The organism is Myxococcales bacterium, assembly GCA_016703425.1.
Taxonomy (GTDB): domain Bacteria; phylum Myxococcota_A; class Polyangia; order Polyangiales; family Polyangiaceae; genus JADJCA01.
Genome location: JADJCA010000008.1, coordinates 402,507 through 427,368, shown reverse-complemented (window position 1 = coordinate 427,368; position 24,862 = coordinate 402,507). Strand labels below are relative to the sequence as shown.

Sequence of the window (24,862 nt, the reverse complement as noted above, 5' to 3'; positions counted from 1 at the left end):
GGCGCAAGGCTAGAGACCCCTCACCCAAACCCCGGCGCGTACGTGTTCGCGAAGCGCGCTGGTGCCACGTAGCCGAGCGCCCTGAGCTTCGCTTCCTCGTCGACGAGGGCCGCTGCGCCAGCGGCGTCGTTGGCGACGACGCCCGCTTGCCGTCGCGCGATGGCGCCGAAGGCCACCATCTGGCCCCCATCAAAGAGCTCGGCGGCCTCGGCCAGGAGTCGCTCCGCGTCGCTCGTGCGACCGCGTTGCGCGAAGACCGCCGCGAGGATCATTCGACTGGCGGGAATGGAGAGCGGCATGCCCTCCTTCTTGAGTCGCAGCGCCAGCTTCTCGGCCTCAACGAGCAGCGCCTCGCGGTTCTTCCGCCGCTTGGCCCCCATCGCGACCAAGAGGCGCGCTTCGGTCCACCAGAGGTCGACGCGCTCCTGTTGAATCTCCGACAGCGGCGACTCTTTGAGCGCCTGCACGAGCAGGCGTCCTTGCGCCGGCAAGCCTTCGTCGGAGAGCGACGCCGACTCGTCGCCGAAGGCGTCGCGGTAGAGCGCGATGTTGGCGCGCGACATGAACGCGTGGGTGCCCCGAAGATCGAGCTCCGCGTCTTCGTGCTGGGCCTCATCGCGTGTGGCGTCATCGAGCTGCGCCATGGCGCCGTCGACATCGTCATCGGCGAGCCAGGCGCCGATGAGGTGCCCCGTTCGAAGGCCGTAGAGCGCGTAGAGGTTGCCGCGCTCCTGCGCCTCCCTTAGGTGCACCGGCAGCTTGGCCCGGAGCTCCTTGATGTTTCCGGTGAAGAAGAGCGCGCGCATCGACAAGAGCACCGCGATGTCGAGCTCCGTCTGCGCGCCGATGCAGCGCTCGCGGAAGATCGCTTCGGCGCGCGACGCGTCGCGCAAGATGGAGCCGTAGCGTCCCCAGAGATAAGCCGCGAAGGCTCGCGCCAGCGACACGACGCCTTGCGCGTGCGCGTTGCGCTGTTCGTTGGCGAGGACCTCGGCGCGGCGGAGCAGATCTTCGACCTCGGCCTCACCGCCTTGCCCCATGGCGGCGAGGTACGCCGCTTCGAGCGACAGCGCTCGGCCCACGCGCAGCGCGTCGCCGGCGGCCAGGGCCCGCAAGAGGCCCTGCGTCTGGAAGTCGCTGCCGCGCGTCGGATCGACGGTGCCAAGGCCCAGGCCCACGGACCAGCAGACATCGATGCGAACACGCTCGGCGTCGGGCACGAGGCTCGCGTCACGCGCCTTGAAGGAGAGCCCGCGCACCTTGAGCCAGGCGCGGCGTACGAGCCTCGAACGCCACGCGGCCTTGGAGGTCTCGGGAAAACGCAGGCCGAGCCCCTTCAGCACGTTGCGAAAGGCCGACAACCCTTCCTCGACGTGCCCGCTGAGGAGCAGCTGCGTCGCGGCGCGCCGGCGAAGCTCGAGGGCCTCGCTCGTTGACGCGCCTAGCGCCGCCTCGAGGTACATCTCCGCGGCTTCGGCCCCGCGTCCGGCGCTCGCCAGCGCGTCGCCGAGCTTGCGGCGTAGGTCTCGCAGCTCCTCTTCTTGCGGCGTTCTTAAGACGAGCACCAGCCGATAGAGGCGCGCGGCGCGATCGAAGGCGAAGGCCGAGAGCGCTTCCTGCGCTGCGCGCTCCGCGTATTGCGCCGCCTTGTCGGCTTCGCCGGCCCCGCGCCAATGCTCCGCCAGCGCCTCCGGATCGGGTTTGGGCGACGCCTCGAGGGCGACGGCGAGGCGCGCGTGGACGCTTTGTTTCGTCTCCGCGTCGACGTGCGCGAGGACGCTTGAGCGAATCTTGTCGTGGAACGGCTCCAGCGCCTTTTTTCCGGCGAGGGTCGAAGCGCGGACGAAACGACCTGCGCGCAAGGCCGAGACGCTGCGCTCGAACTCCGTCGCGTCTTCGATGCCGGACGCGCGGTCGAGCTCGTCGCGGCCTACCGGATGTCCCGCCACGCTGAGGAGCTCGAGCACGGCCCGCGCCGCCGGCGGCAACATCTGAACGCGAGCCCACAAGGCGTCCTCGAGGCGCGAGACAGCGTGGCCGGTGCCCACGATGGCCGCATGGCGCACCAGCTCTTCGATGAAGAGCGGATGCCCTTGCGCTTCCTTCGCGAGCGATTCGGCGGTGCCGGCGCCGGAGCCTGAGCGAGCCACGAGCTTCTCGGCGAGCTCCAGCGCTTCGGCGGCCGAGAGGCGGCCCAAGGGCACGAGCCGGACCTCGCCTGGCAACATTGCGCCGCCGATGTGCAGCTGGCTGATGGGAACGGCGCCGCCGGGGGCCCCTCGCAGCGTCAGCAAGAGGAGCATCGGCGGCGCGCTCGGCACGCGCATGACTTCGCGGAGCAGCGCCATGCTGTCGGCGTCGGCCCACTGCAAGTCATCGATGATGACGACGAGGTCGACGAGCGTCGTCAGGCTCTGGAACAGCTCGCGGAGCGCGCCGAAGAGGCGTGCGCGCAGCTCCTGAGGGTCGAGCGCCTCGAAGGAGTCGCGGGGCGCGTGGGCGAAGGCCTCGACGCGCCGCAAGACGGGGAACACCTGCGCCAAGAGCGCCGCGCGGGCCGGCAAGAGCGGCTCGACCTCGCGCGTCTTCATGCGCGCGAGGGCTCGACTGAGCGCGTCGATGACGCCGTCCAACGCCTTGTAGGGAACCGACTCGCGCTCGTAACAGCGGCCGCGCAACACGACCGTGGGCTGCGCGTCGGGATCGCCGAGGGCGCCGATGAATCGATCGACGAGCGCCGACTTTCCGACGCCCGACTCGCCGTGCACGTAGACCGTGACGGCCTTGCCGCTCCGCACCATTTCCCACGACTGCTCGAGCTGCAGCAGCTCCTTGCCCCGTCCGACAAAGGGCACCGTGGTCGACAGCGAGCTCGGCGAGAGGCTCGTGGCGCGGATGATCCCTTCGATGCCCAGCCGTCTTGCGACATCGGCGCCGGTGGCACGGCGCAGCGGGTCGAAGCGCAAGAGCTCGCTGGCGAGCGCGTCGAGATCCGCTGGGATCGACGCGTCGAGGGCGCGCGGCGGATCGGGCTCGCGCATCTGTTTGTGCATGAGCACCGTGATGGGCGTGCCGTCGAACGGTAGCCGGCCCGTCAGCGCTTCGTAGAGCACCACGCCCACGGCGTACCAATCGGCCTCCGGTCCCACAGGCTTGGACGCGGCCTGCTCCGGCGCCATGTACGCCGCCGTGCCGACGATGCTGTTGTCGGTCGGTTCCGTGGCCCGCTGCGACTCGGACACGAGACCAAAGTCCAGAATGACCACGCGGCCCTCGCGCGTGACGAGGACGTTCGAGGGCTTGATGTCGCGATGGACCTTGCGCGCCGCGTGGAGGTGCACGAGGCCTGCCGTGAGCTCGGCGAGGCTCGCGCGGAGCCGTTGCTCGTCAAAGGCATGACGCGGCCGCCCGTCGGAGCTCGGTTTTCCCGTGAGCCGCATCGGCGGCTGCGTAGACGGCGGGGCCTTCGCCGCGTCGGCCCAGTCGATCATCGTCTCGTCGTCGGGGTCCACCTCGCGGGGCCCCGTCGTGCCTGGTATCGGCCTCGTGTACGCGAGGAAGTCGACGCCGGCCACAAGCTCCATGGTGAAGAACCACTGACCGTTCTCCTCGAACAGCTCGTGGAGCGTGATGAGGTTCGGGTGCACGAGATCCTGCAGCGACCGAAACTCGGTCTTGAAGCGGAGAAGCGACGACGCGTCGAGGTCGCGCAAGGTCTTCAGCGCCACCCGCGTGTTGCGCTCCGTGTCGAGCGCCTCGTAGACCACGCCCATGCCGCCGGCGCCGACGCGCCGGATGAGCTGAAATCGCGACGAGATGGCCGGCAGCGCCACGGGATCAGGAGTCTACCTCTACCTTTGGCCAAAAACCGGGTAGTCATGATCGCGTCATGGTCCCCTGGCTCATGAAGGCGGCTGCCGTCGCCGTGTTCTCCAAGGTCCCTCACGGTGACAAGCTCGCGGCCTTCGCACGAAGGCGCATCACGGGGAGCCTCGCCTTTCCGAAGCGGATGGCCGCCGGCAAGTGCGATCGAGCGCGGCTGCACGTGCAACATTTTCTCGACCACGCAGGCCTCGCTCGAGTCCCGGAGGGGTTTGTCGCGCTGGAGCTCGGCACCGGCTGGTTTCCCATCGCCCCCGTGTGCGTGGCGCTCATGGGCGCCGACCGTGTCTACACGGTCGACGTGACGAGCCACCTCGAGTGGCCCCAGCTCGCGCGCACGCTCTCCGTGGCGCGAGAGATCGTCGTGGCCGGCGACGTGCCCGGCATCGGCACCGAACGGGTGGGCCTCCTCGACGTCGCGCTCTCGACGCGCAACGTCGACGCGGCGCTCGACACGCTCGGCATCGAGCGCGTCATCGGTGACGCGAGCACCATCGCGCTTGACCGGCCCGTCGACCTCTTCTTCTCCAACAACACGCTGGAGCACATCCCGAACGAGGCGCTCCTTCGCATCGCCGAGCGCTTTCACGCCCTCGGCAGCGAGCGGGCCGTCATGAGCCACTGGATCGACATGTCCGATCACTACGCGGCCTTCGACCGGCGCATCGGGCCCTTCAACTTCTTGAAGTACCCGAGCGCCGTCTTCTCGTACATGAACGGCTCGCTGCACTACCAGAACCGCCTCCGCCATTCGGACTACCAAGCCATTCATCGCGCGGCCGGCTGGCGCCTCGTCGTCGACGAGCCGACGCGGGGCGAGGCGACCGACCTTCGGGCCCTCGACCTCGCGCCCGAGTTCTCGAAGTACGCGGAGGACGATCTCCTCGTCTACGAGGCGTGGATGGTCAGCGCCAAGGGCGAATCGCCGCGTTGACGCGACGGCGATGCTCGGCTTCGGCCGCGAGCACGCTCAAGGCGACTTGCGGCGCGGACGTCCGCGCGGCGCGCCGCCATCGCCAAAGAGCGACAGCGTCTCGCCTTGCGGGGCCGCCGCTCGCGCCGGCCCCGCCGGTTCCTTGCCGCCGTCGCCATCGGGCGCCCCGTCGTTGACCGGCGCTGCGCACTCCGGCCCCTCGTGCCTTGGGTCGTTGACGAAGGTGGACACGCGGGTCGCGACGAAGGCCGGCGCGCGCTCGAGCATCTCGGTCAACCACGGCGCGGGGTCGCGCTCCTTCGAGAGCCACGCGTCGAAGCGCTCGGCGCCCACCACGAGCGGCATCCGATCGTGCACCTCCGCGATGGCGCCCTTCGCCGGACCGGTGACGATGGCGCAACTCTCCACAACGGCGCCACCGGCGAGCCTCGTGGTCTCCCAAATGCCGGCCAGCGCGAAGGGGGCACCGTGCGCAAACGCGATGCGGTACGGCGTGTTCTTCGCGCCAGCGCGACCGCGCTTCCACTCGTAGAACGCGTCGACGGCGACGAGGCATCGACGCTGTCGCGCGGCGGCGGCAAAGATCGGCTTCTCGAGCAGCGTCTCGGCCCGCGCATTGATGTGCTTCGCGCCTGACGTCACGTCCTTGTCCCAAGGAGGCAGAAGCCCGAAGCGCGCGAAGCGCAGGGTGCGCGCTCCGCGCGCCTCGCCGACAACCATCGGCAAGGGCTGCGTCGGCGCGATGTTGTAGCGCGCCACGAGCTCCGGCATCTCCGTCAAGCCGAAGACGTCGGCGATTTCCTCCGGTGAGGCCGTCAGGCTCGCGCGTCCGCACACGGATGACAGCGTAGGCGATCTGACGAGTTAGTCGACTTGGGGCGGCGCGCTACCGCGCGAGGCATCGGTGTTCTATAGGAGCGCGATGCAAGTTCGTCTCGGCTCCGCCGGCAAGCTCGGCCTCCTTCTCGGCCTGGTCGCCACCCTCGTGGCTTGTTCCAGCGCCGACGCCACGGCCCCGAGCGGCGGTGCCACCGACGGTGGCGTCGCGGAAGCGCCCGGCGACGCGGCCACCGCCACGTTGCCCGATGGCGCGCTCGCCAACGTCGCGTCGTGCGCGCCGGCCGGCACGACGGGCACCAAGGAGCTCGATTGCGAGGGCTTCACGCTCAAGCTCAGCGTGCCGGCGTCGTGTCCCAAGGCCGGCTGCGGATTCATCCTCGACCTCCACGGGGCGCTCATGAGCGCCGATCTCGAAGACGCGCACACGGAGCTGCGCTCGCGCGCCGGCGCCAAGGGTTACGTGGTCGCGCAGCCGACGGCGCCGACGCATACCTTCTCGGGCCTCACGGGGCCGCAATGGTTCAATGAGCACGACGACGCCCTCTTTCGTCTCGTCACCGCGCTCCTTCGCGATCTGTCGATCGATCGCTCGCGCGTTCACGCCACCGGGTTTTCGCAGGGTGGCTTCGCCACGCTCCGCCTCCTGTGCGCGCACGCCGACACCTTCGCGTCGGTCGCGCCGGGCGCCGCCGGGGTCGACGGCTGTCCCCTCGACGCGAACATCGTCGCCGGTTGCCCCTTCGGCGCGGGGAAGACGCCGTCGCGACCGCTCGACGTCCTCTTTCTGTATGGCACCAAGGACGCCATCGTTCCGAAGGCGTGCGCCGAGCAAGCCGTGAACGCCATCGTGAAAGGTTTCGCCATGGGCGCTGCCACGGCGCTCACCAGCGGTGCCGGCTTCGAGCGAAAGCGCTACAGCGGCTCGGGCGTCGTCCTCGAGACGTTGGCCCACGATTATCAAGCCCGCGGAAGCCTCGGCGCCATCAACGGCGGTCACTGCGTTCCCGGCAGCAAAGCGAAGACCGGCGGCGTTTGGGATGACCTTGCCTGCGCCGGCGCCTCGGGCTTCGTTTGGGGCGAAGAGGTCCTCAAGTTCTTCGAAGCCCACCCCAAGTGACGCGTTCTCGGGCCCGCGGGGAATCTTCCGCGCCGCCCGCGCGTTCGCGTTCGGGCCTTGGTCTTTCCATCGCCGCCGGCGGCCGCTCGAGGCCGCTCTCCTCGGCCGATCTTCGAAGGACGCTCGCGAGTCGGGGCGGCCTTCTTGTACTCTCTGGACCCTTCCGCATGCGCCTTGCCTTCCTCGCCGTCGTCCCCGTCGCCGCCCTCAGTCTCTTGGGATGCGGGACCGCTCGCTTCGGTGCGGTCTATCCGGCGCGCCCGCCGGCGTCCGCCGCCGGTCCGCTCGCCGATCCGGCGCCGGCGCGCCTCGTGGCTCACATCAGCGTCACGGCGACGGCCCTCGCGAGCGCGCTCGAGGAGGCCGTTCCTGCGAAGGGGGAGGGAACGTTCCGTCTCTTGGCGGGCGACCGCAAATACACGTGGGAGCGAACGCCCGTCGCCTTGTCGTTTTCACAGGGGCGAATCGTGCTTGACACCCGCGTGACGGCGAAGGTCGACCTCCCCGTTTCATCGGTTGTCGTTCCCATGGAGCTGCGCGTCTTTGCCGAGCCAGTTGTCAGCACCGAGTACGCCGTTCGCATTCAATCGAGGGAGGTGAAGGTGACCTCGTCGGACCGACGCCTGACGGTCGCCGACTCGACCATCGTCGCCCTCGACACCATCGGCAAGGAGATCGAAGGCCGCGTCAAGGAGTTCCGCTACGACCTTCGTCCCCTCGTGGCCACGGCGCACGACCGCGTGAAGCTGCCGTTTGAGTTCCCCCTCGGTGACGCCAAGGGCTGCGCCGAGCTCCGTGTGCTGGGCGTGGAAGCGGGCCCGACGATCCTCGCCGACGGCATGGAGAAAGACCTCGCGCTCATCGTCGCGCCGCAGGTCACCTTGCCGTGCGCATCGGCGAAGGACTCAGCGGAGCTGCCGCCGCTGGCGAACGTAGCGACGCTCGTGCCTGGGCCGTTCACCGTCACCGTGCCCATCGCCGCGCGCTACGACGAGCTCACCAAGGCCATGAGCATGACCTTCGAAGGAGGAAAGTACTTCTTCTCGAAGGAGTACCGGAGCTCTACTTGAGCGAGCCCGAGGTCTACGCCGGCGGCGACCAACTCGTGTTGAAGATGCGCATTCGCGGTCCCGTAAAGAAGCTCGGCATCGAGGAAGACCTCGACGGCGAGCTCTTCCTCGCGGGCAAGCCGCAGCTCGCCGACAACGAGCTTACGATCCCCGATCTCGAGCCCACCATCGAGACCAAGAGCTTTCTCCTGAAGCTCAAGGCCATGACCGACGGCGATCGCATTCGCGACGACGCCCGTCGAGCGCTGAGCCTCGACTTGTCGGAGCGTTTCGCCGGGCTCAGGGAGCAGCTCGCCTCTTCGCTCAGCTTCGGCGATCCGAAGGCGTGTTTTCGCGGCGCCGTCGACAAGATCGAGGTCACCGGCATTCACGCCCATGGTACGTATCTGCGCGTGACCGTGGCTCTTACCGGTCGCGCCCGACTCGCGATGCCATGCCCCGGTTGAACCGCACGCTCCTCGGTATCGGCCTCTTGGTGACGCCGCTCTTGGGCTGCTCGTCACGGCGTGCCGTCGAGGTCGTGGCGGGCAAGGACAACACGTGCCTGCGCACCGACAAGGGGCGCATTTACTGCTTCGGCGACGACGCGTACACGCAGACCAAGGATCCGTCGTTCGGCGGGCAACCGGGCAAGCGCACGACACCCCGCCGCGTCGGGACGCTGGAGGGCGCATCGTCTCTGTCGCTCTCCGCGTCGCACGGCTGCGCCGGCATCGCGGGCGGCGGCCTCCGGTGTTTCCTCGACGTCGACCTCGAGCCGGCTTCCCTTTCGGGCGCGGATGTTCGCAGCGTTCACGCTTTCTTGGGCGGCGTCTGCGCGGTCACGTCTGCCGGCGAGCTCAAGTGCTTCCGCGCCGAACATCGCGCGCTGCCGAAAGACGTCGCGGACGTCCCCGCGTCTGTGAGCGGCGTCGTCGCGGCGGCCGCCGGCGAGCGCCACGTCTGCGTCCTCCAGCGCGACGGAACCGTTGGCTGTTTCGGCGACACGCGCGTCGCGCAGCTTGGGCCCAATTCGCTCGCGCCCGATACGAAGGCGAGCTCCTTCTTGAAGCTCGACGCGCTCAAGGACGTCACCGCGCTCGCCACCGGACAAGCGCACACGTGCGCGCTCAAGAAGGACGGCACGGTGGTCTGCTGGGGCATGAACGACCTCGGCCAACTCGGGCGGACGCCGCCGCTCGGCGGCGGTGGCGACGGCGCCCTCGTTGCCGTGGCTGGCCTCACCGACGTCGTCGCGATCGGGGCCGGCTACTACCACACCTGCGCGGTTCATCGAGACGGCGGCGTGAGCTGCTTCGGCAGCAACCATCAGGGTGAGCTCGGGCGGCCCGCCGCGAAGCCTCCTCAAGTGAAGCCGGAGCGCGTCCCCGGGATCACGTCCGCTGTGCAGGTGGCCTGCGGCGAGTGGCACTCTTGCGCCGCCCTGCAGAGCGGCTCCGTCATGTGCTGGGGCAAGAACCACCGCGGCCAGCTCGGCAACGGCACCAACGTCGATTCGCACCGTCCCGTCGAAGTGAAGTTGCCCTAGTGTCCTGAGTCAGAAGTTTGCTCGCCGAATCTCGCGCCCCCTCGTCGAGCGAGGGGCGCGAATTCGTCGGCCAAAGTCACAGGTGTACTCGGTTCCTGTCCTTGTTCGACGTGTGGTGAATCTCTGATTCACCACACTAGCCGCGGTCGCGGCGGCGCTCTCGCGTCGCCGCTCAGCGCGCGCGCGGGATCAGGTGCAGCTTGCTCTTCGCGCCGAAGCGCGCCCGCATGAGCCCCGGTGAGATTGGTAGCGGAGCCTTGGTCACGGCGCGCTGGAGGGCGCGACGGTGGAGGTTCTTAGGCGCGTCATAGACGAACTGAATCGTCTGCGCCGAAGCGCACGCCGCGTCGACGGGCGCCTCCGGCGCGCCGAGGAAGCCCATCTTGATGCCCATGCCGCAAGGGTCGAGCGCCCCGTGGGCCCCGCCGCCCATGGTCGCCTTTTGGCTCTTCGACAACGTCGACGCCGCCAGGTCGCGCCACGCCGGTGGCGTCACGGGATCGAAGACGCCGGCGACGGCCAGCACCGGCAAGTCCGACGCGACGGGCGCGAAGACGTCGTCGGCCTTGGGGCGAGTCGGCCAGCCCTTGCAGGCGTCGAAGACGGCGTAGACCGAGTCGTCGTTTCGCAGCTCGGGCCGGATCTTGGCCTCCAAGGCCAGCGCTTCGTCGATCGACTCGTATTGCGCGTAGTCGCTGCACACCACCGATTGGAACATGGCCTCGGCCATGCCGGCGGCGTCCGGATCGGGGTCGCTGGCGCCGCGCTTCAGCACCTCGCGGCCGAGATCCGTCGCCGCGAGCGTCTTGTCCTGTTCGGCGAAGTGCGCCTCCTCCGCGGCGGCGACCGCCTTGATCTCGGCGGCGAACTCGCTCTGCGTCATCTTCAGGAGGCGAGTGATGCGGCCCGGCACCTCGCCCGCGAAGCCGTCCGCGTAGAGGTTTTGTTCAAGCTCCATGACGAAGGAGAGAAAGTCGTACGGCTGTCCGTCCAAGACGAACGGCTCCGCGTCCAACTTCTTCTTCGCGTCGGAGAAGGCCTTGTCGAGGTTCGGATAGGTGAGGTTGCACTTCGAATCGTTTGCGCAGGCGGCGAAGATGCGCGCGAAGAGCGTCTCGTAGTTCACGTCACCTTCCGACAACACCTTCGCTTGCGCCGGCATCACGCCGTCGATGATGGTGCCGGCGACGGACGAGCCGTGTCGCCGAAAGATCTCGAGGGCGAGGCGGCTTCCGTACGAGATCGCGTGAAGGTTCATCTTGGTCGCGCCGAGGCCGAGCATGATCTCGTGAATGTCGTCGGCGTTTTCGCGCGTCACGTAGCCGGTCAGGTCGACGCCCGCCTTCTGGTGCCTGGTGCGGCACTTCGTGAGGCCACCCTCGTAGTCGTCAAGCTCCGCCATGGTGCAACCGAGGCGCGGGATCGACCGACCGACGCCGCGTTGATCGACAAGGACGTAGTCCCCGAACTCGAGGAAGCGCGCGACCGTTCGCATGGGTTCCGAGTCTTTGTTTCCAAGAGCCAAGTCGACGGCGAGGCTCTCCGACGGGGCGCCGGGGCCACCGTTCAGTTCGATCGTCGGAGTCCCGCCAGGCTTGCCACGAAAACGGATGGCGTGGACCTTGATGGTTCGGCTGCCTTCTTGGCTCCGGTTCTCGGGAACCACGAGGTCGTAGCAGTCGTAGGTCTTGCCTTCGAGGCTCGTTGGAACCGTGAAACGGCACCCCGTCTTTTCGAGGTTGGTGGGCTTCGTCGCTTCGGCAGCCGGCGGCGTCGCGGCCGGCGCCGCAGCGGGCACGCCGTCGGAGGACGAAGAGCAAGCCGAGGTGATGAGAGCAAGGGTCAGGGCCGAGGCAACGCGCATGGTTCTCCTTCAGCGGATCTCGTGCCAGCCGAAAGGTACGATGCGAGCACCCATTTCGCGGCAAATCAGCGTTGCACAACGACGTCGCGCGTCGCGCCAGCGCGTCACTCGTCTCCGGTCGAGGACGCGCTCACGGCCTTCGACGCGCCACTGGGCAGCGTCGGCGTCAGCGAAACCCGAGCGCGAGACGAAGGGGACGCGCGGTGTTGAGAGGAGACGAGCAGGCATCGAGAAGCCGGTGTCACTTCGAGGCGACGATCCAAATCGAGGACCCCGCGACCTTGGCACCCTATGTGGGATAACCCCGTCGGGACAAATGCGGAGAGCGCTGAACGCCCGGAAATTTGCGTGTGGTTTCGGGGCGCTAATGTAGGCAAATGCGCGCCCGTCGCCGCGGTACGAATGGACTCACCATTGCAGAGTTCCAAGCACGATGCGTCCCGTACAGCTCGGTTCCACCCTCTCGCTGCTCGCCCTCTTCGTGGTTGGCTGCTCCGATCACGTCGAGCGCCTCGATGACGCTCGGCAGGCGAAGAGCGGCTCCGCTGCCGTCGCCGGTGGTACCGGCCTCCCGACGACGCCCAACAGCGGTGTCGTCCCGCCGCTTCCGGGGAGCGGCACCGGCAACCCCGGCGTGCCTGGCCTTCCCGGCACCGGCGGCACCAGCGCAGTCGCGTGTCAGCCCAAAGCGCCGCAGGCTGCGCCCCTGTGGCGTCCGCCGAGCCCGCCCCGTAAGGCGTGCACGCAGCAAGAGGGCGCGGCGGTCGTGTCGTGCATGTTGCAGAAGCAGGGCTGTCAAACGCCGGTCAGCGCGGCTTGCCAATCCTGCGCGATCACCGTCAAGGGCCAGGGCTCCTACTACGGTCCCATCATCGTCGACCCGCAGACGGGCAATGTTGAGATCAACGTCGAGGGCTGCGCGGCGCTCGCCTCGGGCGACCTCACCCAAGCCGGGTGCGGCGGACGTCTTCAGGCGCGCTTCGCGTGCGAAGATCAGGCGTGCGCGCACTGCGGTGCGGCCGATCGGCAGTCGTGCATGGCGGCCGCCGCCGCTGGTCCCTGCTCCGGTCCCGTCAACGCCGCCAAGGGCTGCGAGAGCTTCGCGCAGCAGTGCATGGGGCAAGACGAGATGAGCACGGCCTTCAACCTCGTCGGCACGTTCTGCGGCTGAACGAAATCGAGCGCTGGTCGACTAGGCGTTTACGCGCGCGTCACACGTGGCAGTGACTGGCGCTTCACACTCCGCGCGCGCCACGGCCTTTTTGCGAGGATTCACTGTGGCATCGCGGCTGCACACGCGCCCGCACCATGCCCACCCACTCCCTTTCGTCTCTCTTCGGCGCCGCGGCCTTTTTCGCTTTCGCTTCCGTTGCGTGCGGAGGCTCCACGTCCGCACCGCTCTCGCAGGCGACCGATGATGACGCCGGTACGCCCGCGGCGACCGATGCAGCCTCGCCGACTCCTAGCGTCGATGGCGCGACGCTCCCGACGCCGACGACGATCGATGCGGCGCCTGGCAAGCCGCAGCCCGACATGCGCCTCGACCCCATCGAGGTAGGCCGCGCCTGGACCTACAACGTGAAGGTGCTCGGCTTCTACCCGAGCTGCGAAAACGGTGTCCACACGGCCACGGCGCTGTCCACGAGTCAGAAGGCGGGCAAGACCGCCCACACCGTGCAGTCGCTTTGCAAGAACGCCGGCACCTACGACTACTCGGTCGACAACGACCGCGTTTACTTCCACTACCTGGGCGCGTGGCGCCTCTCGACCGACGAGCCCGTGCAGGCCGGTCACAAGTGGAGCGACGACTTCTACGACTACGTTTGGCAAGACGCGGGCAAGGTCACCGTCGCCGCTGGCACCTTCGACGACTGCTGGAAGGCGAAGCGCGACGCCGCCTACGAGTCTTCGATCACGTTTTGCCGCGGCGTCGGACCCGTGATTTGGCACTACGAGGACGGCCTGGGCAACGGCTACGAAGCCGTCCTCGTGTCCAAGAATTTCTAGCCCGCGTTCTGGCGTTCTACTTCGTTCTATCCGAGAGGGAGCGCTCTACTCGTCGGTCGCTTGAGCGCCCACGCGCTTCAAGATGGCGGCGACCTTGTCCTTCGCTACGCCGGCGGCCTTGCCGAGCGCGTGGACGATGGTCGCCTCCTTCTTGTCGATGCCCCCGGAGGCCTGCGCAACGAACGCCGCGAAAAGCAGCGCCGCCTCCGGGTGCCCCAGCGTGCTCAAGCTCTCGCCGACGTGGAGCAGCCGAGCCTTCTTGCCGTCGGCCTTGGCACGCGCCGCGCAATCGTCGAGGAACGAATCGAGCTCCCACTCGATGACGGCGCCCTTCGACAACGCTTCGATGGCGCGGATCATCCCGGCGCGCTCTTCGTCGTCCACGGTCTCGTCGGCGAGCGCCGTCAGATAGCCGGCCTCTGCGGCCACGCGGAAGAGGCGCTCTTGGTCGGGGACCTTGAGCTCCTTCATGATGTCTTCGGCGTGTTTCGCCATCGCGTCCAGCGTCTGCGACATTCTCGTCTCCTCTAGTGCCGTTGATCACTCGATCGGGGGCCAGAGGGGCAGCCCCGATCTCGGAACGAGCCGCATTGTCTCCGGTCCCGCCGGCCGTTGGAAGGGAGAAGGGCCGAAAACCGCGGCGCCACGAAACAAGCCGGAAACCGCGACGCCCCTACGTTTGGGGGCGTGAGCGACGTTGCGCAAAGTCCGCCGACCACGAGTGCTCTCAGCGCAGGCGACACCGCATGGCTCCTTGTGAGCGCTGCGCTGGTCCTCCTGATGGTGCCGGCGCTCGCGCTCTTCTACGGCGGCATGGTCCGCAAGAGGAACGTCCTCTCGACGATCATGCATTCGATGAGCGCGCTGCCGCTCGTCAGCGCACAGTGGATCCTCATCGGCTTCACGCTCACCTTCGCGTCGAGCGCGAGCAAGGCCGGGCTCATCGGCGGTCTCGACCACCTCGGCCTCACGGGCCTACCGGAGCTTCGCGGGAGCGTGCCGAGCCTCGCCTTCGTGGCGTTTCAAATGATGTTCGCCGCCATCACCCCGGCGCTCATTTCTGGCGCGTTTGCTGAACGCTTTCGCTTTGCGACGTACCTCGTCTTCACGCTCGCTTGGACGACGCTGGTCTACGACCCCGTCGCCCATTGGGTTTGGGCGGAAGGTGGCTGGCTCTTCAAGCTCGGCGCGCTGGACTTCGCCGGCGGCACCGTCGTGCACGTGACGGCCGGCGTCTCCGCGCTCGTCTGCGCGTTGGTCGTCGGCAAGCGGCTGAAGTACCCGCACGAGCGGCCTCTCCCTCACAACCTCACCATGACGCTCACGGGCGCGGGCCTCTTGTGGTTTGGCTGGTTCGGTTTCAACGCCGGGAGCGCGCTCGCGGCGTCGGGCGTCGCTGCCTTGGCGCTGCTCACGACGCACGCCGGCGCGGCGGGGGGCGCGCTCGGCTGGCTCTTCGTCGAGTGGGCGCACCGGAAGAAGCCCACGGCGCTCGGCGTCGCGTCGGGACTCGTCGCGGGGCTCGTGGCGGTGACGCCAGCGGCGGGATTCGTCGCGCCCTGGGCCGCCCTCGTCATCGGCCTCGTGGGCGGCGTAGGCTGCTATGGAGCGGTGCTTGCAAAGTACAAGTATGGCTACGACGACTCGCTCGACGCCTTCGGCGTGCACGGCGTCGGAGGCCTCTTGGGCGCGTTGCTTACGGGGGTCTTTGCGGACAAGCGCCTCAATGCAGCCGGTGCCGACGGCCTCTTCTACGGAGGAGGCGTGCGTCCGATTCTGATTCAAGCGCTGGCGTGCGCGGCCGCCGCCGCCTACGCGGCGGTCGTGACATTGGTTCTTCTGAAGATCCTGGACCGCACGATGGGCCTTCGGGTGGCGCAGAGCGACGAGCGTGAAGGCCTCGACACGACGCAACACGGCGAAGACGCCTACGCGGGCTGAGCCGCGCGTTCCCGTTGCGGTGGCCGAGCCACGCGCGTTCGCTGGCTTCGCTTGCGTGGTGCGGCTAGCGATTCACTTCGGTGCCGGCTCGACGGTCGAGAGGTCTCGGCCTTCACGGCTCAGCCGCGCGAAGCGCGCCTCGGCCAGGCCTCGGTGTTCTTGGAGATCGTCGGGGTCGTGCCCGCCGTCCCCTTCGAGGGCGAGAGCGGGGAGGGCGGCGGCCGCGCGCTCCGCAGCAAGGAACGATGAATCGCTTGCCCCGATGGCCAAGAGCGCCACCTCCGAGCCGACGCACCGTCGTGCGATGGTGGCAATGCGGCCGCGGTACATCGTTTGAACCGAGCGGGGCCCGCTGTCGCCCCACTCGCCGAAGGCGAGCTGCACGAAATAGCGCTGGCCCGCTTCGGCACGCACGCGAGCGAGCGCAATGTCGGTTGGGGAAACATGCCCCATCTGTCCTTCGCGAGACGGGTTCCAGGTCCAAAATACGTGCTCGCCGGGTGTCAGCGGCACGACCGCTCGATGACCGCGGGCGACCTTCGCGACGACTCCTCCTCGATCGCTCGCGATGACGTAGTGCCCGGAGGGATCGCAGCTGCCCTCTTGCCAGAAGAAGGTGACGGTCGCCGAATCGTTCCTCACCTCGCTTACGGCGCTCGTGAGGCGGACTCCGGTCGGAAGCGTCGGGGCGCAGCCCAACGGGAGGACGAGCAACAAGACGATCGACCACCGAGCCATTGGAGAACCCTGCCACACGGGCCGGCCGCTACCAGCGACTGAGGGGAAATCGCGCCGTCCCCGGCGAGATCGTGCCCTTGTCTGGATCGCGCTCCGTCGTCAGCAAGATGGCCGCCGTGACGCCGCCGGCTACTACGGCGGCCGCTCCCGTCCAGAACCACCACCGCGTGAACACCGACGCCTCCTTCTCCAGGCGAACCAGATCAAGGTCCTTGGTGACGCTCGCTTCGACGACGACTGGCAACGTGAGCGATTTGTAGCCGGGCGCTCCTAGCTCCAGCCGGTGCGGCCCGCTCGGGAGCAAGAGCTCGAGCGGCGTTTCCCCGAGCTCGCGTCCGGCGATCTCAACGCGCACGTGCTCCGGTTCGCTCTTGAGACGAAGCACACCCGACTTGTCGCGCGGCGCAATCTCGAGCCGCACGCTGCCGTTGGCGCCACCGACCAGCTCGGCCCGCACCGAACGCGCCACGTACCCCTCGGCAGAGACGACGAAGGTGGCGATGCCTGCCTTCAACTTGAGATCGTGGGCGCGGCATCCCGTCGCGACGACGCGCCCATCGACCAGGACCAAGGCGCGCTCAAGCGCATCGCCACCGAGGAGCGCGGGCGGCCCCTCGCATTCGACGCGCACGCGCGCGACTTTGCTTCGAAGTCCATCGAGGAGCGCATCGACCTGCCCCACGCGAGCCTTGAGCTCCGCCGTTGCGCGCGCCTGGAACTGCTCCATGAACTCGAGGGCACGGACCGCATCGCCGCGAAGCTCGTGAATGCGCGAAAGGTTGTAGAGGATCGCCGCGTCGTCGGGTGCGAGGCGCTGCGCTTCCTCGTAGCGCTGCAGCGCCTCGTCGAAGCGCCGCTCGTCCATCAGCTTGTTGCCTTCGGCGCGCAGTTGCTGCGAACGCTCCGTGGGGGGAGCGGCCATGGCCGCGTTCGTCGAAAGGGCGGCAAGGGCGCAGGCCAAGAAGAGAGCGGGGAATCGCAGGCTTCGGTTCATAGATGATCGGGGGGCCTTGTTGGTCGTACCGGCGGCGTAACGGGAACGGGGGTTGGCCCCGGTGTCTGTACCGACGCGCGCGGGCGCGGGCCCCGTTTGGGGACGGAACGCGTCGGCGTCTCGGCGATGGGCGTCTCCGTCTTTGCCGGGGGCGCGGCCGCAGCATCGACGACCGGCTCGGGCGTCAAGGTCGCCGGCGCCGCCGCCAGCGCCTTCTCGGGGCCCGACGCGGAGGCACTGGCCGCCGGAGCGGGGACCTCGCTCGGCGGGGCGCTGGCGCTCATGAGCGCGAAGGCGCCGCCACCGACCACGAGCGCGCCGACGAGGACGCCCAGCGTCGCCTCGCGTGTGCGGCGCTTGGTCGTCGAGTGAACGGTCTCCGTCGAGAGGCCGTCAGCGGTCGCGATGCGAGGCGCCCGAATTCGGTCGCTCGCGTTGAGCGTCGTGGCCGTGGCGTCGACGGAGGGGACGCTCGGAAGCGAGGGCTCGCGCTCCGGCACTTCCGCGAGGGCCGCGCTGGCGATCGCCGGCGTGGCGAACGACGCGAGCGCCTCCATGAGCGCCGTCACCGTCTGGTAGCGGCGCTCGGCCTTCTTCTGCAGCGCCCCACGGATCACCTCTTCGAGAGCCGCGGAGATCGCGGGTCGAGCCATCGGCGCCGGCTCGTCGGCGACGATGGCGGCCGAGGCTTGCGTCACGCTGCCCTCGAACGGCATGCGGCCCGTGAGCAGCTCGTAGAGCACCACGCCGAGGGCCCAAACGTCGCTGCGCCCGTCGACGGTGCCGCCGCGTACTTGCTCCGGCGACATGTACATGACGGTGCCGATGATCGCGTGCTCATGCGTGAGCTTGCTCGCGGTGCCGCCAACATCCTTGGAGATGCCGAAGTCGAGCACCTTGACCATGACGCCGCCCTGCTCGCTCGCCAAAAAGAGGTTCGCGGGCTTGAGATCGCGGTGCACGATCTCGCGCGCGTGGGCCTCGCGAATCGCGACGCACGCCTGGAGAACGTAGTCGACGGCCTCTTGGGGCTCTAGCGGGCCGCGCTCCTCCAAGACCGACGCCAAGTCGCGGCCGCTCAAGAGCTCCATGACGATGTAGGGGAGGCCTTCGGCGGTCACATCGACGTCGAAGACGCGGGGTACGTGACGACTCTTGATGCGAGCCGCGGCGCGTGCCTCGCGCTCAAAGCGCGCGACAAGCGTGGGATGCGCGAGCATCTCCGGCAACATGACCTTGATGGCCACGGCCTGGTCGAGCTTCGTGTGCATGCCGCCGTAGACGACGCCCATCCCGCCTTCGCCGAGCACTCGGTCGATGGTGTACTTGCCGTCGAGCGTGTCGCCCGGTTTGAGCTTGGCGGCGGTCATTTCACGCGGTCCCTCGGGCTCTTCTTGGCGCCGCCGGCGCCGCCGCCGCGACGCACCCTTGCGAAGGGCTCGAGCGACGCGTGCGCGGGCATGCGCGCGATTTTAGGGCCAAGGCGAAGCGGTTGCCACGAAGTCGTCATGTGGCGCAGTTGGGACCTCTGCTGCCGCGCGCATACGAAGAGCGCGGGCAAGGGCGGAGACGACATCGCGACGATCCTACGGGGCACTTGGTACCTCGGCCATGAAGGGAACGGTGGCCCGGTGAGCGATGCCCATGATAACCCCGGCCATTCGTCGAGCGATCTTGAGTAAGGTATTTTCCGAATCCGCGTGAGAAAACAATCCAAACGTGAGCGCTTTTCGTACCGCGCCGGAGAGGGCGGCCGCGTACGGCACACGTACTGGAGGTGAAGGAGGCGCCGATGGCGAGCGCACTCAGGGATCGGCGACGTTCTCGAAGATCCAGATGGCGCCGCGCGCGGCGACCAGGACGTGGACGAGGCGACTCACGCCGCTCGACGCCGAGACCGGCACCACGAGAATGTCCTCAGCGCCCGCGAGCGATGCGGCGGGGAACCACGCGCCGTTCGGGCGCTGCACGAAGACCGTGGGGCCTGAGGCGCCGGCGGTGTCCACGGTGACGTAGCGGACACCGCCGGGGCTCTCGGCAGCCGCCAGCATCTTCATGCCCGCGGGGCCGGCATAACGCTGCGTTGGCTTTCCCGTCGGAGGCACCAGTTGCACCGTCGCTCCAGCGGTGTAGGCCACGCCGTCGCCCACCCGGCGGGCGTAGCCCGTTGGCGGGGCAGCGTCGGCCATCACGGCACCACCACCATCCAAGGCGAAGCGCCCCACGCTCCGAATGCCCGAGCTGGTGGTCGCGACGCCGTCGGTGCGGCTTCCTGGAAAGAAGGCCAGGCCGGTCGCCATACCAAACAGGCCCTCGGTGCAGTCGGCGAGCTTCTGGGGGATTGGGAAACCGCCATCGGTTGCAAGAAACGTGATGCCGCATGGGCTGTTGCTAGCGGGCGGGAGCGTCGCTCCGACAACGACGCGAACTTCCTTCTGCGACTCATGAACCGCGTCGAGGCCGCGGTAAGGGGGGGTGAGAAGCTTCTGCTCGGTGCCCGCCTCGACGCTACTCACGCCGGTCGGATTCGCGAGGAGCGGCGCGAGCGCCCCGAAGCGCAGGAAGGACACCGTTCCGCCCAGCGGTTCTTCGGTCCAGTAGAGCGTGTCGGCAAGCTCCGCGAGGCCATAAAAGGCTGTGCCCGGTTCGCTGACCAACACGCGCGGTACAGGCAGATCGGCGCCCGCGTCGGCCGGGGCCGACGCATCCACCGTGGCCACCGGTGTTCCGCTGTCTTGGCCTAGGGACAGGGCGCCCGAGTCCGAGCGAGGGGCCGTGCACCGCGCCTCCGGCGCGTCACAGGCGTCGGGGGCGTCGAGAGGCGCGCAGCGCGGTTTACAACCAACCCCCGTGCATGGTGCACACGTTTCGCCTTCGCCGCACACGACATCGAGGCAAGAGCGTGAGAGCAAGACGGGCAACTCGAGCGGCGTGTGCTCCACGTAGCGAAGCCTGCGTCGCGCCACGATGCACCCCTCGAAGGCGGCGGCGGCGCACTCTTCGCTCTTCCGGCTCACGCCCGCCACGGCGGTGACCGTGATCTCGTCGCTGCGGCTCCCGCTCGGCGCGATCACCAGCGTGCCTACGGTGGCGATGGGAGCGCCTCCGGTGCAGTCGCGCGTGGAGGTGAGCGGGACGGCATCCCGGAGTCCAGTGCCGTTCCAGATCGACACGCCGCTCTCGGCGATCTGGTCGCACGGGACGTCTGTCGTGACACGGAGCGTGATCTGGGTGGGGCGAAGGCACGCCCACAGCGAGCCGACGGCGGCAAGCGCTGTGCAGCCAACGAGCAGACCGCGCCTCGCCCGCCACGCCATGGCCAGATACTAGCGCGCCCACATCAGTGGACGCAGGAAGACGTCGTCGTCGCCTGAGGCGCACGGCGCGTTACGGCGCCGACGAGGCGCCATTCGCCTTCACCCTGATCAATTGATGGTTCGACTCGCCGGGCCGTGCGTTCCGGAGCTTCACATGAACGAGGACGCCATCGGCGGTCGGGAACATCGCCTTCGGCTCTGAGCCCTGCGGCAAAGGCGCGACGGTCGTTGCCGTACCGCCGGTGATGGGCACGCGCTTCACTTCCATCGCGTCGATGAACCAGACCTCGTTGCCTCGAACAGCGAGCACGCGACCTAACGCGCCGCGAAACAGGGTCGATGGCGCGCCACCCGCCTTCGGCAAGCGAACCAGCTCGATGCCGAGGCTGCTGTAGAAGAGATCCGTGTCGCTCTGCGCAACGTTCGAGGCGACGCGGGACGTCTCGACCAGCGCCTTCGTGGGCCCTCCTGTCCGTGGCACCTGCACGAGCTGCCCGCTGTCCGGGTAGCAGCGCCGCCAACCATAGACCGAGGCCTCGTCGACGAGCAGCTGGACGATGGGGCACGCGCCCTGACCAAAGTCCTCCGAGATGACGTCGACGTTCGAAGTCGTTGGGTTGACGCGCAAGAGGCGCGTGGGCGGTGTGCCGGGGCTGGCCACACCGATCATGTAGAGCGCGCCCCCGCGGTCCGTGGTGAAGCCGTAGGCCGGGCCACCCAAGTCGTGCAACGGGGTCGATGTCTTCGACGCGAGCGAAATGCGCGAGAGCGTCCGCGAGCCCGTGGCGGACATGCGCGACAGCGCGAAGGCGTTCTCGCCGCTGACCAGGAGACTCGAGCTCGCCGCCGTCAAGGCCCGCGCCCTTTGCTGCCCGGCTTGACCAAACGCTAGACCGTGCGAGAGCCATACGCGGTCTCGGGCGTCGACAGCCCAGACCGGGTCCGCCGCGCCCTCCTCGAACACCGAGTCGACGACCGTCGCCGGCGAAGCAACGCTCACAATTTCGTCTTCCGTGGCCTCCTCTCCCGAAGGAGCGGACGCGCAAGCGGCGAGGAGCGGAAGGAGGAGAAGCGCGCGGGAGGGTCTCATTGCACCGGGACCACGCATCGCGCGTGCCGCGGCGCGAACGCGCGAGTCGTGTGGACGGTGAGCCACGCGAACGCGCCAGGGCTGGCGTAATTCGTGGGGCGCTTGCGACTGCGCGCCCCATCAAGCGCACGCCGCTCGTGGCGGCGACGCTCGCTGGCCGGGACACCTGTCGACAGGATCGCTGGTACCCGTGGCTCGACGGACCCAGCAGCCCCACCCACCTCGGAAGGGCCCGCTCGCCCCGACCTCTTCGCAACGTTCAGCTTTGGCGCGACGCTCGGCCCCTTCGTCAACGCAGCGACGCATCAGCCCGAAGGGCGGCTACGGAATGACGCGTCCCCGCGCCTCCGCCACGATGGCGTCGTAGTCGGCCTGGAGAAGGAGTCGCTGTGCCATGAGTCGACGGCCGGCGGCCTCGACGCGAGCGACGTAGTCCGCGGACGATGCGTAGCGCTCCTCGATGGAGAGGCGCGGGTCGTTGGCGGCGATTCGCTCGGCGCGCGTGGCGAGGAACGGAATGTAGGAGCCCGTTAGGCTGCATCCCTCGTCCTCCGCGTTCCCGGCGGAGCGCAGGTTCCAGCCGGTGTACGTGCCGATCGGGACGGAGAGAAAGGGATGGGCGATGCCGCCGATGGCGTTGCCGTCGTCGTTCACGATCGGCGCAAAGCCTGGGTAGATGCGGCCTGCGGTGGGAGGCTGGGTCGACAGGTCCTTGAACGGCAGCTCGTTGTACAAGCCGTTGAAGGTGACGCCAGGGATGACCGGGAAGCCGATCGCGGCGGGGGGCGCGAGCTCGCCCTCCTGGAGCATCGGGTAGTTCGAGGGGGGCGCCGCCTTCCCCGAGCGGACCCAGCCGTCGAGCGCGGAGAGCACGGCGCGCATGGAGGGCGCGTAGGGGAGCGGGTTCGACAGGTTCTTGCAGATGCCGCGGGCGGGCGTTGCCGCCGGCCCGTGCTGAGTTCCTGCGAACGCGTACACGCGGACGTCCGGCGGAATGTAGGTCGGCCAGCCTTGTGGCGTCGTCACGACAAGCGAGCCGCGCGCCTGCCAGACCTCGAGCTCCGAGTCCGTGTGCACGACCTTCGGGCAAGTGCCCGTGAGGCGACACTTGACCATGATGCCGTCGAAGCGGCGGCTGATGGGATCGTAGGTCAAGCCGTAGGTGAACGGGAACTGGTCGCCGGGGTACATGTGGTCTTCGTGCTGCCGCGAAAAGCGGCCGGGCGCGGCGAACTCGTAGTTCGTGAAGGTCTTTCGAGAGCCCGAGATATGCGGCTGGATGCCGTCGAAGACCTTGCGGCGCGATTCGTCGCGGTTGAAGCCCTGGTAGAGCAGGTCCTTCAAGAACCTCCCACTCTGCGAGGAGCCGAACCCGAGGACGTGACGTATCGACCCCGCGAGCGGGTTTCGTTGGCCTGCGTCGTCGGTGGTCTTGTTCCGCAAGAACGACACCACGTCGCGCGTGGCGGCGAAGCCGATCCCCATGACGATGGGATCCTGCGCCGTGTAGACGAACTCGTAGAGCGCGCCCGAATCGAAGCCCGCGGGGCGTGTGATGGCGATCTGCTTGTTGTTCACCCACGTGAACGAGAGGCCCGGTGGCGTCTGGCGTGGGTCGCCCTCGCGTTGGCGGACCGTAAGCGTCCCGCCAGTGAGCGCCGCCGCTGGGTACACCAGCGCCGCGTTGAACGTGGGGGCGGTGCCCGTGTCGGTGAACTCCTCGCGGCTGAGGCCCGTCACCGGTGAGCCGTCGGGACGTTTCGCGATGGGAAAGTTTGCGACGACCCGGTCCGAGCCCGCCGCGACGTCGCCCTGCCATGCGCTCCACACGACCGCATACCCCTGGTCCATGAGGAAGCCGTTGCCGGCGTGTGCTGCCAAGACCGGATCGTTGGTGCTCGCGCCGTTGAAGTTGCCCATCGCGAGCTTGTTGCCGCGATTGACCACGTCGTAGAAGAGTGTGCTGCTGCCCTTCGAGAGGTCGATGGGCTTGAGGATGTGGACGTCGGTTGTGTATTCGACGAGACCGCGACTGTTGCGCGGCGCCTTCTCGATGTTGACGATGTCCGCGTTGAAGGGCGAATGAGGATCGAGCTCGCCCGAGGCGCGCATCCGGAGCAGCTCGTATTGGCCACTCTTGAACGCTCGGCCTTCAAAGGTCGGCGACACCGTGCTCACCACATCGAGGCGCGTGACGCGAGCCTCCGCGAGCCCCGCGGCCAACAGCATCGAAGTCCCAGTCAGGGCCGCAGCTATCGTCGCACTTCGCATGGCCGGTGCCTTTCTGTGCGCGTTGGGCGCGCATGGTTCAGGGTGGTGCCGTTTGCTTCGATTCGGGCCTCGGTCGTGACGCCGAGCTTGCCCGCACTCGCCGCGGTCACCCTGAGGGTCAAAGATGACCCCCGCAAGTCGCGGCGCGCAGATGGCCCGCACCTTTGTCGACAGACGCGCCGCTCAACGCATGGGGAGGGCACCGTGTTGCCCCGGGTCAGCCGCTGATTTGCTCGCCGTCAACGAGAATCGTTGGTGTAGCAATCTTCTCGTGAACGACGGTGGGACAACGTGCCGTCGTGAGGTGCGCTGTGCCGCCGCTCAGAAGGGGCGAAACGACCATGACGGCGACGACGACCGAGAAAGTCGACCTAACGCTCGAGCTGCGACCCTCAGGGCTAGGTTTCACCGGACTGGGAAACGGGTCCAACGTGGCGGTGACGACGTCGTGCTCCCCGCGTGGAGCGCGACGTCACACGGTTTGCCTGCGTCACGGCGCCGCGTTGAAGACGAGCACCGTGCTCCGATCGAGATCGTGGGTGATCCGCAAGCCCACGCTGATGCGCTCGATCTTTCCGTCGGCCATGATCTCTGCGCTCACGCCCACTCCGCGTCGCCCCTCGAACGAGGGGTTGTTCGGAAAGAGGCTTTGCGGGGCGTCGCCGCCGAATCGTCGACCCGTCACGCGGTAGTCGGCGCCGTACAGGGTGCCCCACATCGATGTCGTCATGTCTGTCTCGAAGCTGACGTCGATCGGCGCTTCGCCCTCAAGAATGCCCGGTGACTTGACCGAGACCTTCACTCGAATCTTGTCTTCAGGGATCTCGCGGTCGATCGTCGGCAGCGTTTGCGGGAACTCGATGCTGAATGAGCCAGGACCGGCGACGCCCTCCCGCCCGCATGCGGTCGGCGAGTGCGTGCCAGAGGCTTCGCAACCCGTGCGTACGAACTGCCCCGAGAACGAGAAGGAGCGCTGCTGCTGCGCACCGCTCTGCCCTTCGCCGGTCAGCGCGGACGCTTCCTCTTCCCCGGCGGAATCCGATCCTCCACAACCGACGAGAGCGAGTGAAAGGGCGAGTGCAACAAGCGGCATCTTGAACATGACCATCTCCTTTATTGGAACGCCTGCGTTCCCATCGCCGCATAGGGAGCAGCACTCGTGCCACGGTGCTAACCGTGGCAATCACGGGCGCGCTCGCGGCTCATGGTTCGCTCGTGATCGACCCGCACGACCAAGTGTGGGCCTTCGAGAGCGGCTACCGCGAACAG

The 24,862-nt window shown here is 68.2% G+C and carries 20 protein-coding genes; 8 read left to right on the top strand and 12 right to left on the bottom strand.

Annotated elements, in window-relative coordinates; translation table 11 throughout:
• Positions 1 to 20: 20 nt before the first annotated feature.
• Complete coding sequence (locus IPG50_16830) at positions 21 to 3,833, bottom strand: AAA family ATPase (protein MBK6693849.1); 3,813 nt, start codon at positions 3,831 to 3,833, stop codon at positions 21 to 23.
• A gap of 56 nt (positions 3,834 to 3,889) precedes the next feature.
• Between IPG50_16830 and IPG50_16825 the strand changes: the two genes are divergently transcribed.
• Entirely contained in the window at positions 3,890 to 4,816 is a 927-nt protein-coding gene (locus tag IPG50_16825; GenBank protein MBK6693848.1) for a hypothetical protein, read from the top strand.
• Between the two features lie 36 nt (positions 4,817 to 4,852).
• Here IPG50_16825 and IPG50_16820 read toward each other — a convergent pair whose 3' ends face one another.
• The gene (locus tag IPG50_16820) at positions 4,853 to 5,653 is read right to left on the bottom strand and encodes an SOS response-associated peptidase (GenBank protein MBK6693847.1); all 801 of its coding nucleotides are present in this window, start codon (positions 5,651 to 5,653) and stop codon (positions 4,853 to 4,855) included.
• A gap of 85 nt (positions 5,654 to 5,738) precedes the next feature.
• On the opposite strand from IPG50_16820, the gene IPG50_16815 reads away from it, so the two are divergent.
• The 4 genes from IPG50_16815 to IPG50_16800 all read left to right on the top strand — a co-directional run bounded on the left by IPG50_16815 (position 5,739) and on the right by IPG50_16800 (position 9,371).
• A complete protein-coding gene (locus IPG50_16815; protein MBK6693846.1) occupies positions 5,739 to 6,773 on the top strand; it encodes a hypothetical protein in 1,035 nt (344 codons plus the stop codon).
• A gap of 167 nt (positions 6,774 to 6,940) precedes the next feature.
• Positions 6,941 to 7,843: a hypothetical protein gene (locus IPG50_16810; GenBank protein ID MBK6693845.1), complete on the top strand. Its 903-nt coding sequence runs from the start codon at positions 6,941 to 6,943 to the stop codon at positions 7,841 to 7,843.
• Positions 7,840 to 8,289: a DUF4403 family protein gene (locus IPG50_16805; GenBank protein ID MBK6693844.1), complete on the top strand. Its 450-nt coding sequence runs from the start codon at positions 7,840 to 7,842 to the stop codon at positions 8,287 to 8,289. The genes IPG50_16810 and IPG50_16805 overlap by 4 nt, the downstream gene beginning before the upstream one ends.
• Positions 8,277 to 9,371 carry a hypothetical protein gene (locus IPG50_16800; GenBank protein ID MBK6693843.1) on the top strand — a complete coding sequence of 365 codons (1,095 nt, stop codon included), beginning with the start codon at positions 8,277 to 8,279 and terminating at the stop codon, positions 9,369 to 9,371. The genes IPG50_16805 and IPG50_16800 overlap by 13 nt, the downstream gene beginning before the upstream one ends.
• 172 nt (positions 9,372 to 9,543) lie before the next feature.
• On the opposite strand, the gene IPG50_16795 is transcribed toward IPG50_16800, so the two are convergent.
• Complete coding sequence (locus tag IPG50_16795) at positions 9,544 to 11,235, bottom strand: alpha/beta fold hydrolase (protein MBK6693842.1); 1,692 nt, start codon at positions 11,233 to 11,235, stop codon at positions 9,544 to 9,546.
• Positions 11,236 to 11,668: 433 nt separating this feature from the next.
• Here IPG50_16795 and IPG50_16790 point away from each other — a divergent pair, with 433 nt between their 5' ends.
• A complete protein-coding gene (locus IPG50_16790) occupies positions 11,669 to 12,406 on the top strand; it encodes a hypothetical protein (protein MBK6693841.1) in 738 nt (245 codons plus the stop codon).
• Positions 12,407 to 12,543: 137 nt separating this feature from the next.
• Positions 12,544 to 13,242: a hypothetical protein gene (locus IPG50_16785; protein ID MBK6693840.1), complete on the top strand. Its 699-nt coding sequence runs from the start codon at positions 12,544 to 12,546 to the stop codon at positions 13,240 to 13,242.
• 45 nt (positions 13,243 to 13,287) lie between these two features.
• Here the strand turns inward: IPG50_16785 and IPG50_16780 are convergent, their stop codons facing one another.
• Positions 13,288 to 13,758: a hypothetical protein gene (locus IPG50_16780; GenBank protein ID MBK6693839.1), complete on the bottom strand. Its 471-nt coding sequence runs from the start codon at positions 13,756 to 13,758 to the stop codon at positions 13,288 to 13,290.
• A 264-nt stretch (positions 13,759 to 14,022) separates the two neighbouring features.
• On the opposite strand from IPG50_16780, the gene IPG50_16775 reads away from it, so the two are divergent.
• Positions 14,023 to 15,183, top strand: coding sequence for an ammonium transporter (locus IPG50_16775; protein MBK6693838.1), 1,161 nt, complete (start codon positions 14,023 to 14,025; stop codon positions 15,181 to 15,183).
• Between the two features lie 72 nt (positions 15,184 to 15,255).
• On the opposite strand, the gene IPG50_16770 is transcribed toward IPG50_16775, so the two are convergent.
• The 8 genes from IPG50_16770 to IPG50_16735 form a co-directional block, all read right to left on the bottom strand.
• On the bottom strand, positions 15,256 to 15,921 hold the full coding sequence (locus IPG50_16770) for a hypothetical protein (protein ID MBK6693837.1): 666 nt from the start codon (positions 15,919 to 15,921) through the stop codon (positions 15,256 to 15,258).
• Between the two features lie 28 nt (positions 15,922 to 15,949).
• Positions 15,950 to 16,843, bottom strand: a complete 894-nt coding sequence (locus IPG50_16765; GenBank protein ID MBK6693836.1) for a PEGA domain-containing protein — start codon at positions 16,841 to 16,843, stop codon at positions 15,950 to 15,952.
• Between the two features lie 68 nt (positions 16,844 to 16,911).
• Positions 16,912 to 18,285, bottom strand: a complete 1,374-nt coding sequence (locus tag IPG50_16760) for a serine/threonine protein kinase (GenBank protein MBK6693835.1) — start codon at positions 18,283 to 18,285, stop codon at positions 16,912 to 16,914.
• A complete protein-coding gene (locus IPG50_16755) occupies positions 18,282 to 18,491 on the bottom strand; it encodes a hypothetical protein (protein ID MBK6693834.1) in 210 nt (69 codons plus the stop codon). The genes IPG50_16760 and IPG50_16755 overlap by 4 nt, the downstream gene beginning before the upstream one ends.
• Positions 18,492 to 18,720: 229 nt before the next feature.
• Positions 18,721 to 20,232: a hypothetical protein gene (locus tag IPG50_16750; protein MBK6693833.1), complete on the bottom strand. Its 1,512-nt coding sequence runs from the start codon at positions 20,230 to 20,232 to the stop codon at positions 18,721 to 18,723.
• Positions 20,233 to 20,302: 70 nt separating this feature from the next.
• Positions 20,303 to 21,322 carry a hypothetical protein gene (locus tag IPG50_16745; GenBank protein MBK6693832.1) on the bottom strand — a complete coding sequence of 340 codons (1,020 nt, stop codon included), beginning with the start codon at positions 21,320 to 21,322 and terminating at the stop codon, positions 20,303 to 20,305.
• A gap of 321 nt (positions 21,323 to 21,643) precedes the next feature.
• Positions 21,644 to 23,551 carry a hypothetical protein gene (locus IPG50_16740; protein ID MBK6693831.1) on the bottom strand — a complete coding sequence of 636 codons (1,908 nt, stop codon included), beginning with the start codon at positions 23,549 to 23,551 and terminating at the stop codon, positions 21,644 to 21,646.
• Between the two features lie 532 nt (positions 23,552 to 24,083).
• Complete coding sequence (locus IPG50_16735) at positions 24,084 to 24,695, bottom strand: hypothetical protein (protein MBK6693830.1); 612 nt, start codon at positions 24,693 to 24,695, stop codon at positions 24,084 to 24,086.
• Between the last annotated feature and the right edge of the window lie 167 nt (positions 24,696 to 24,862).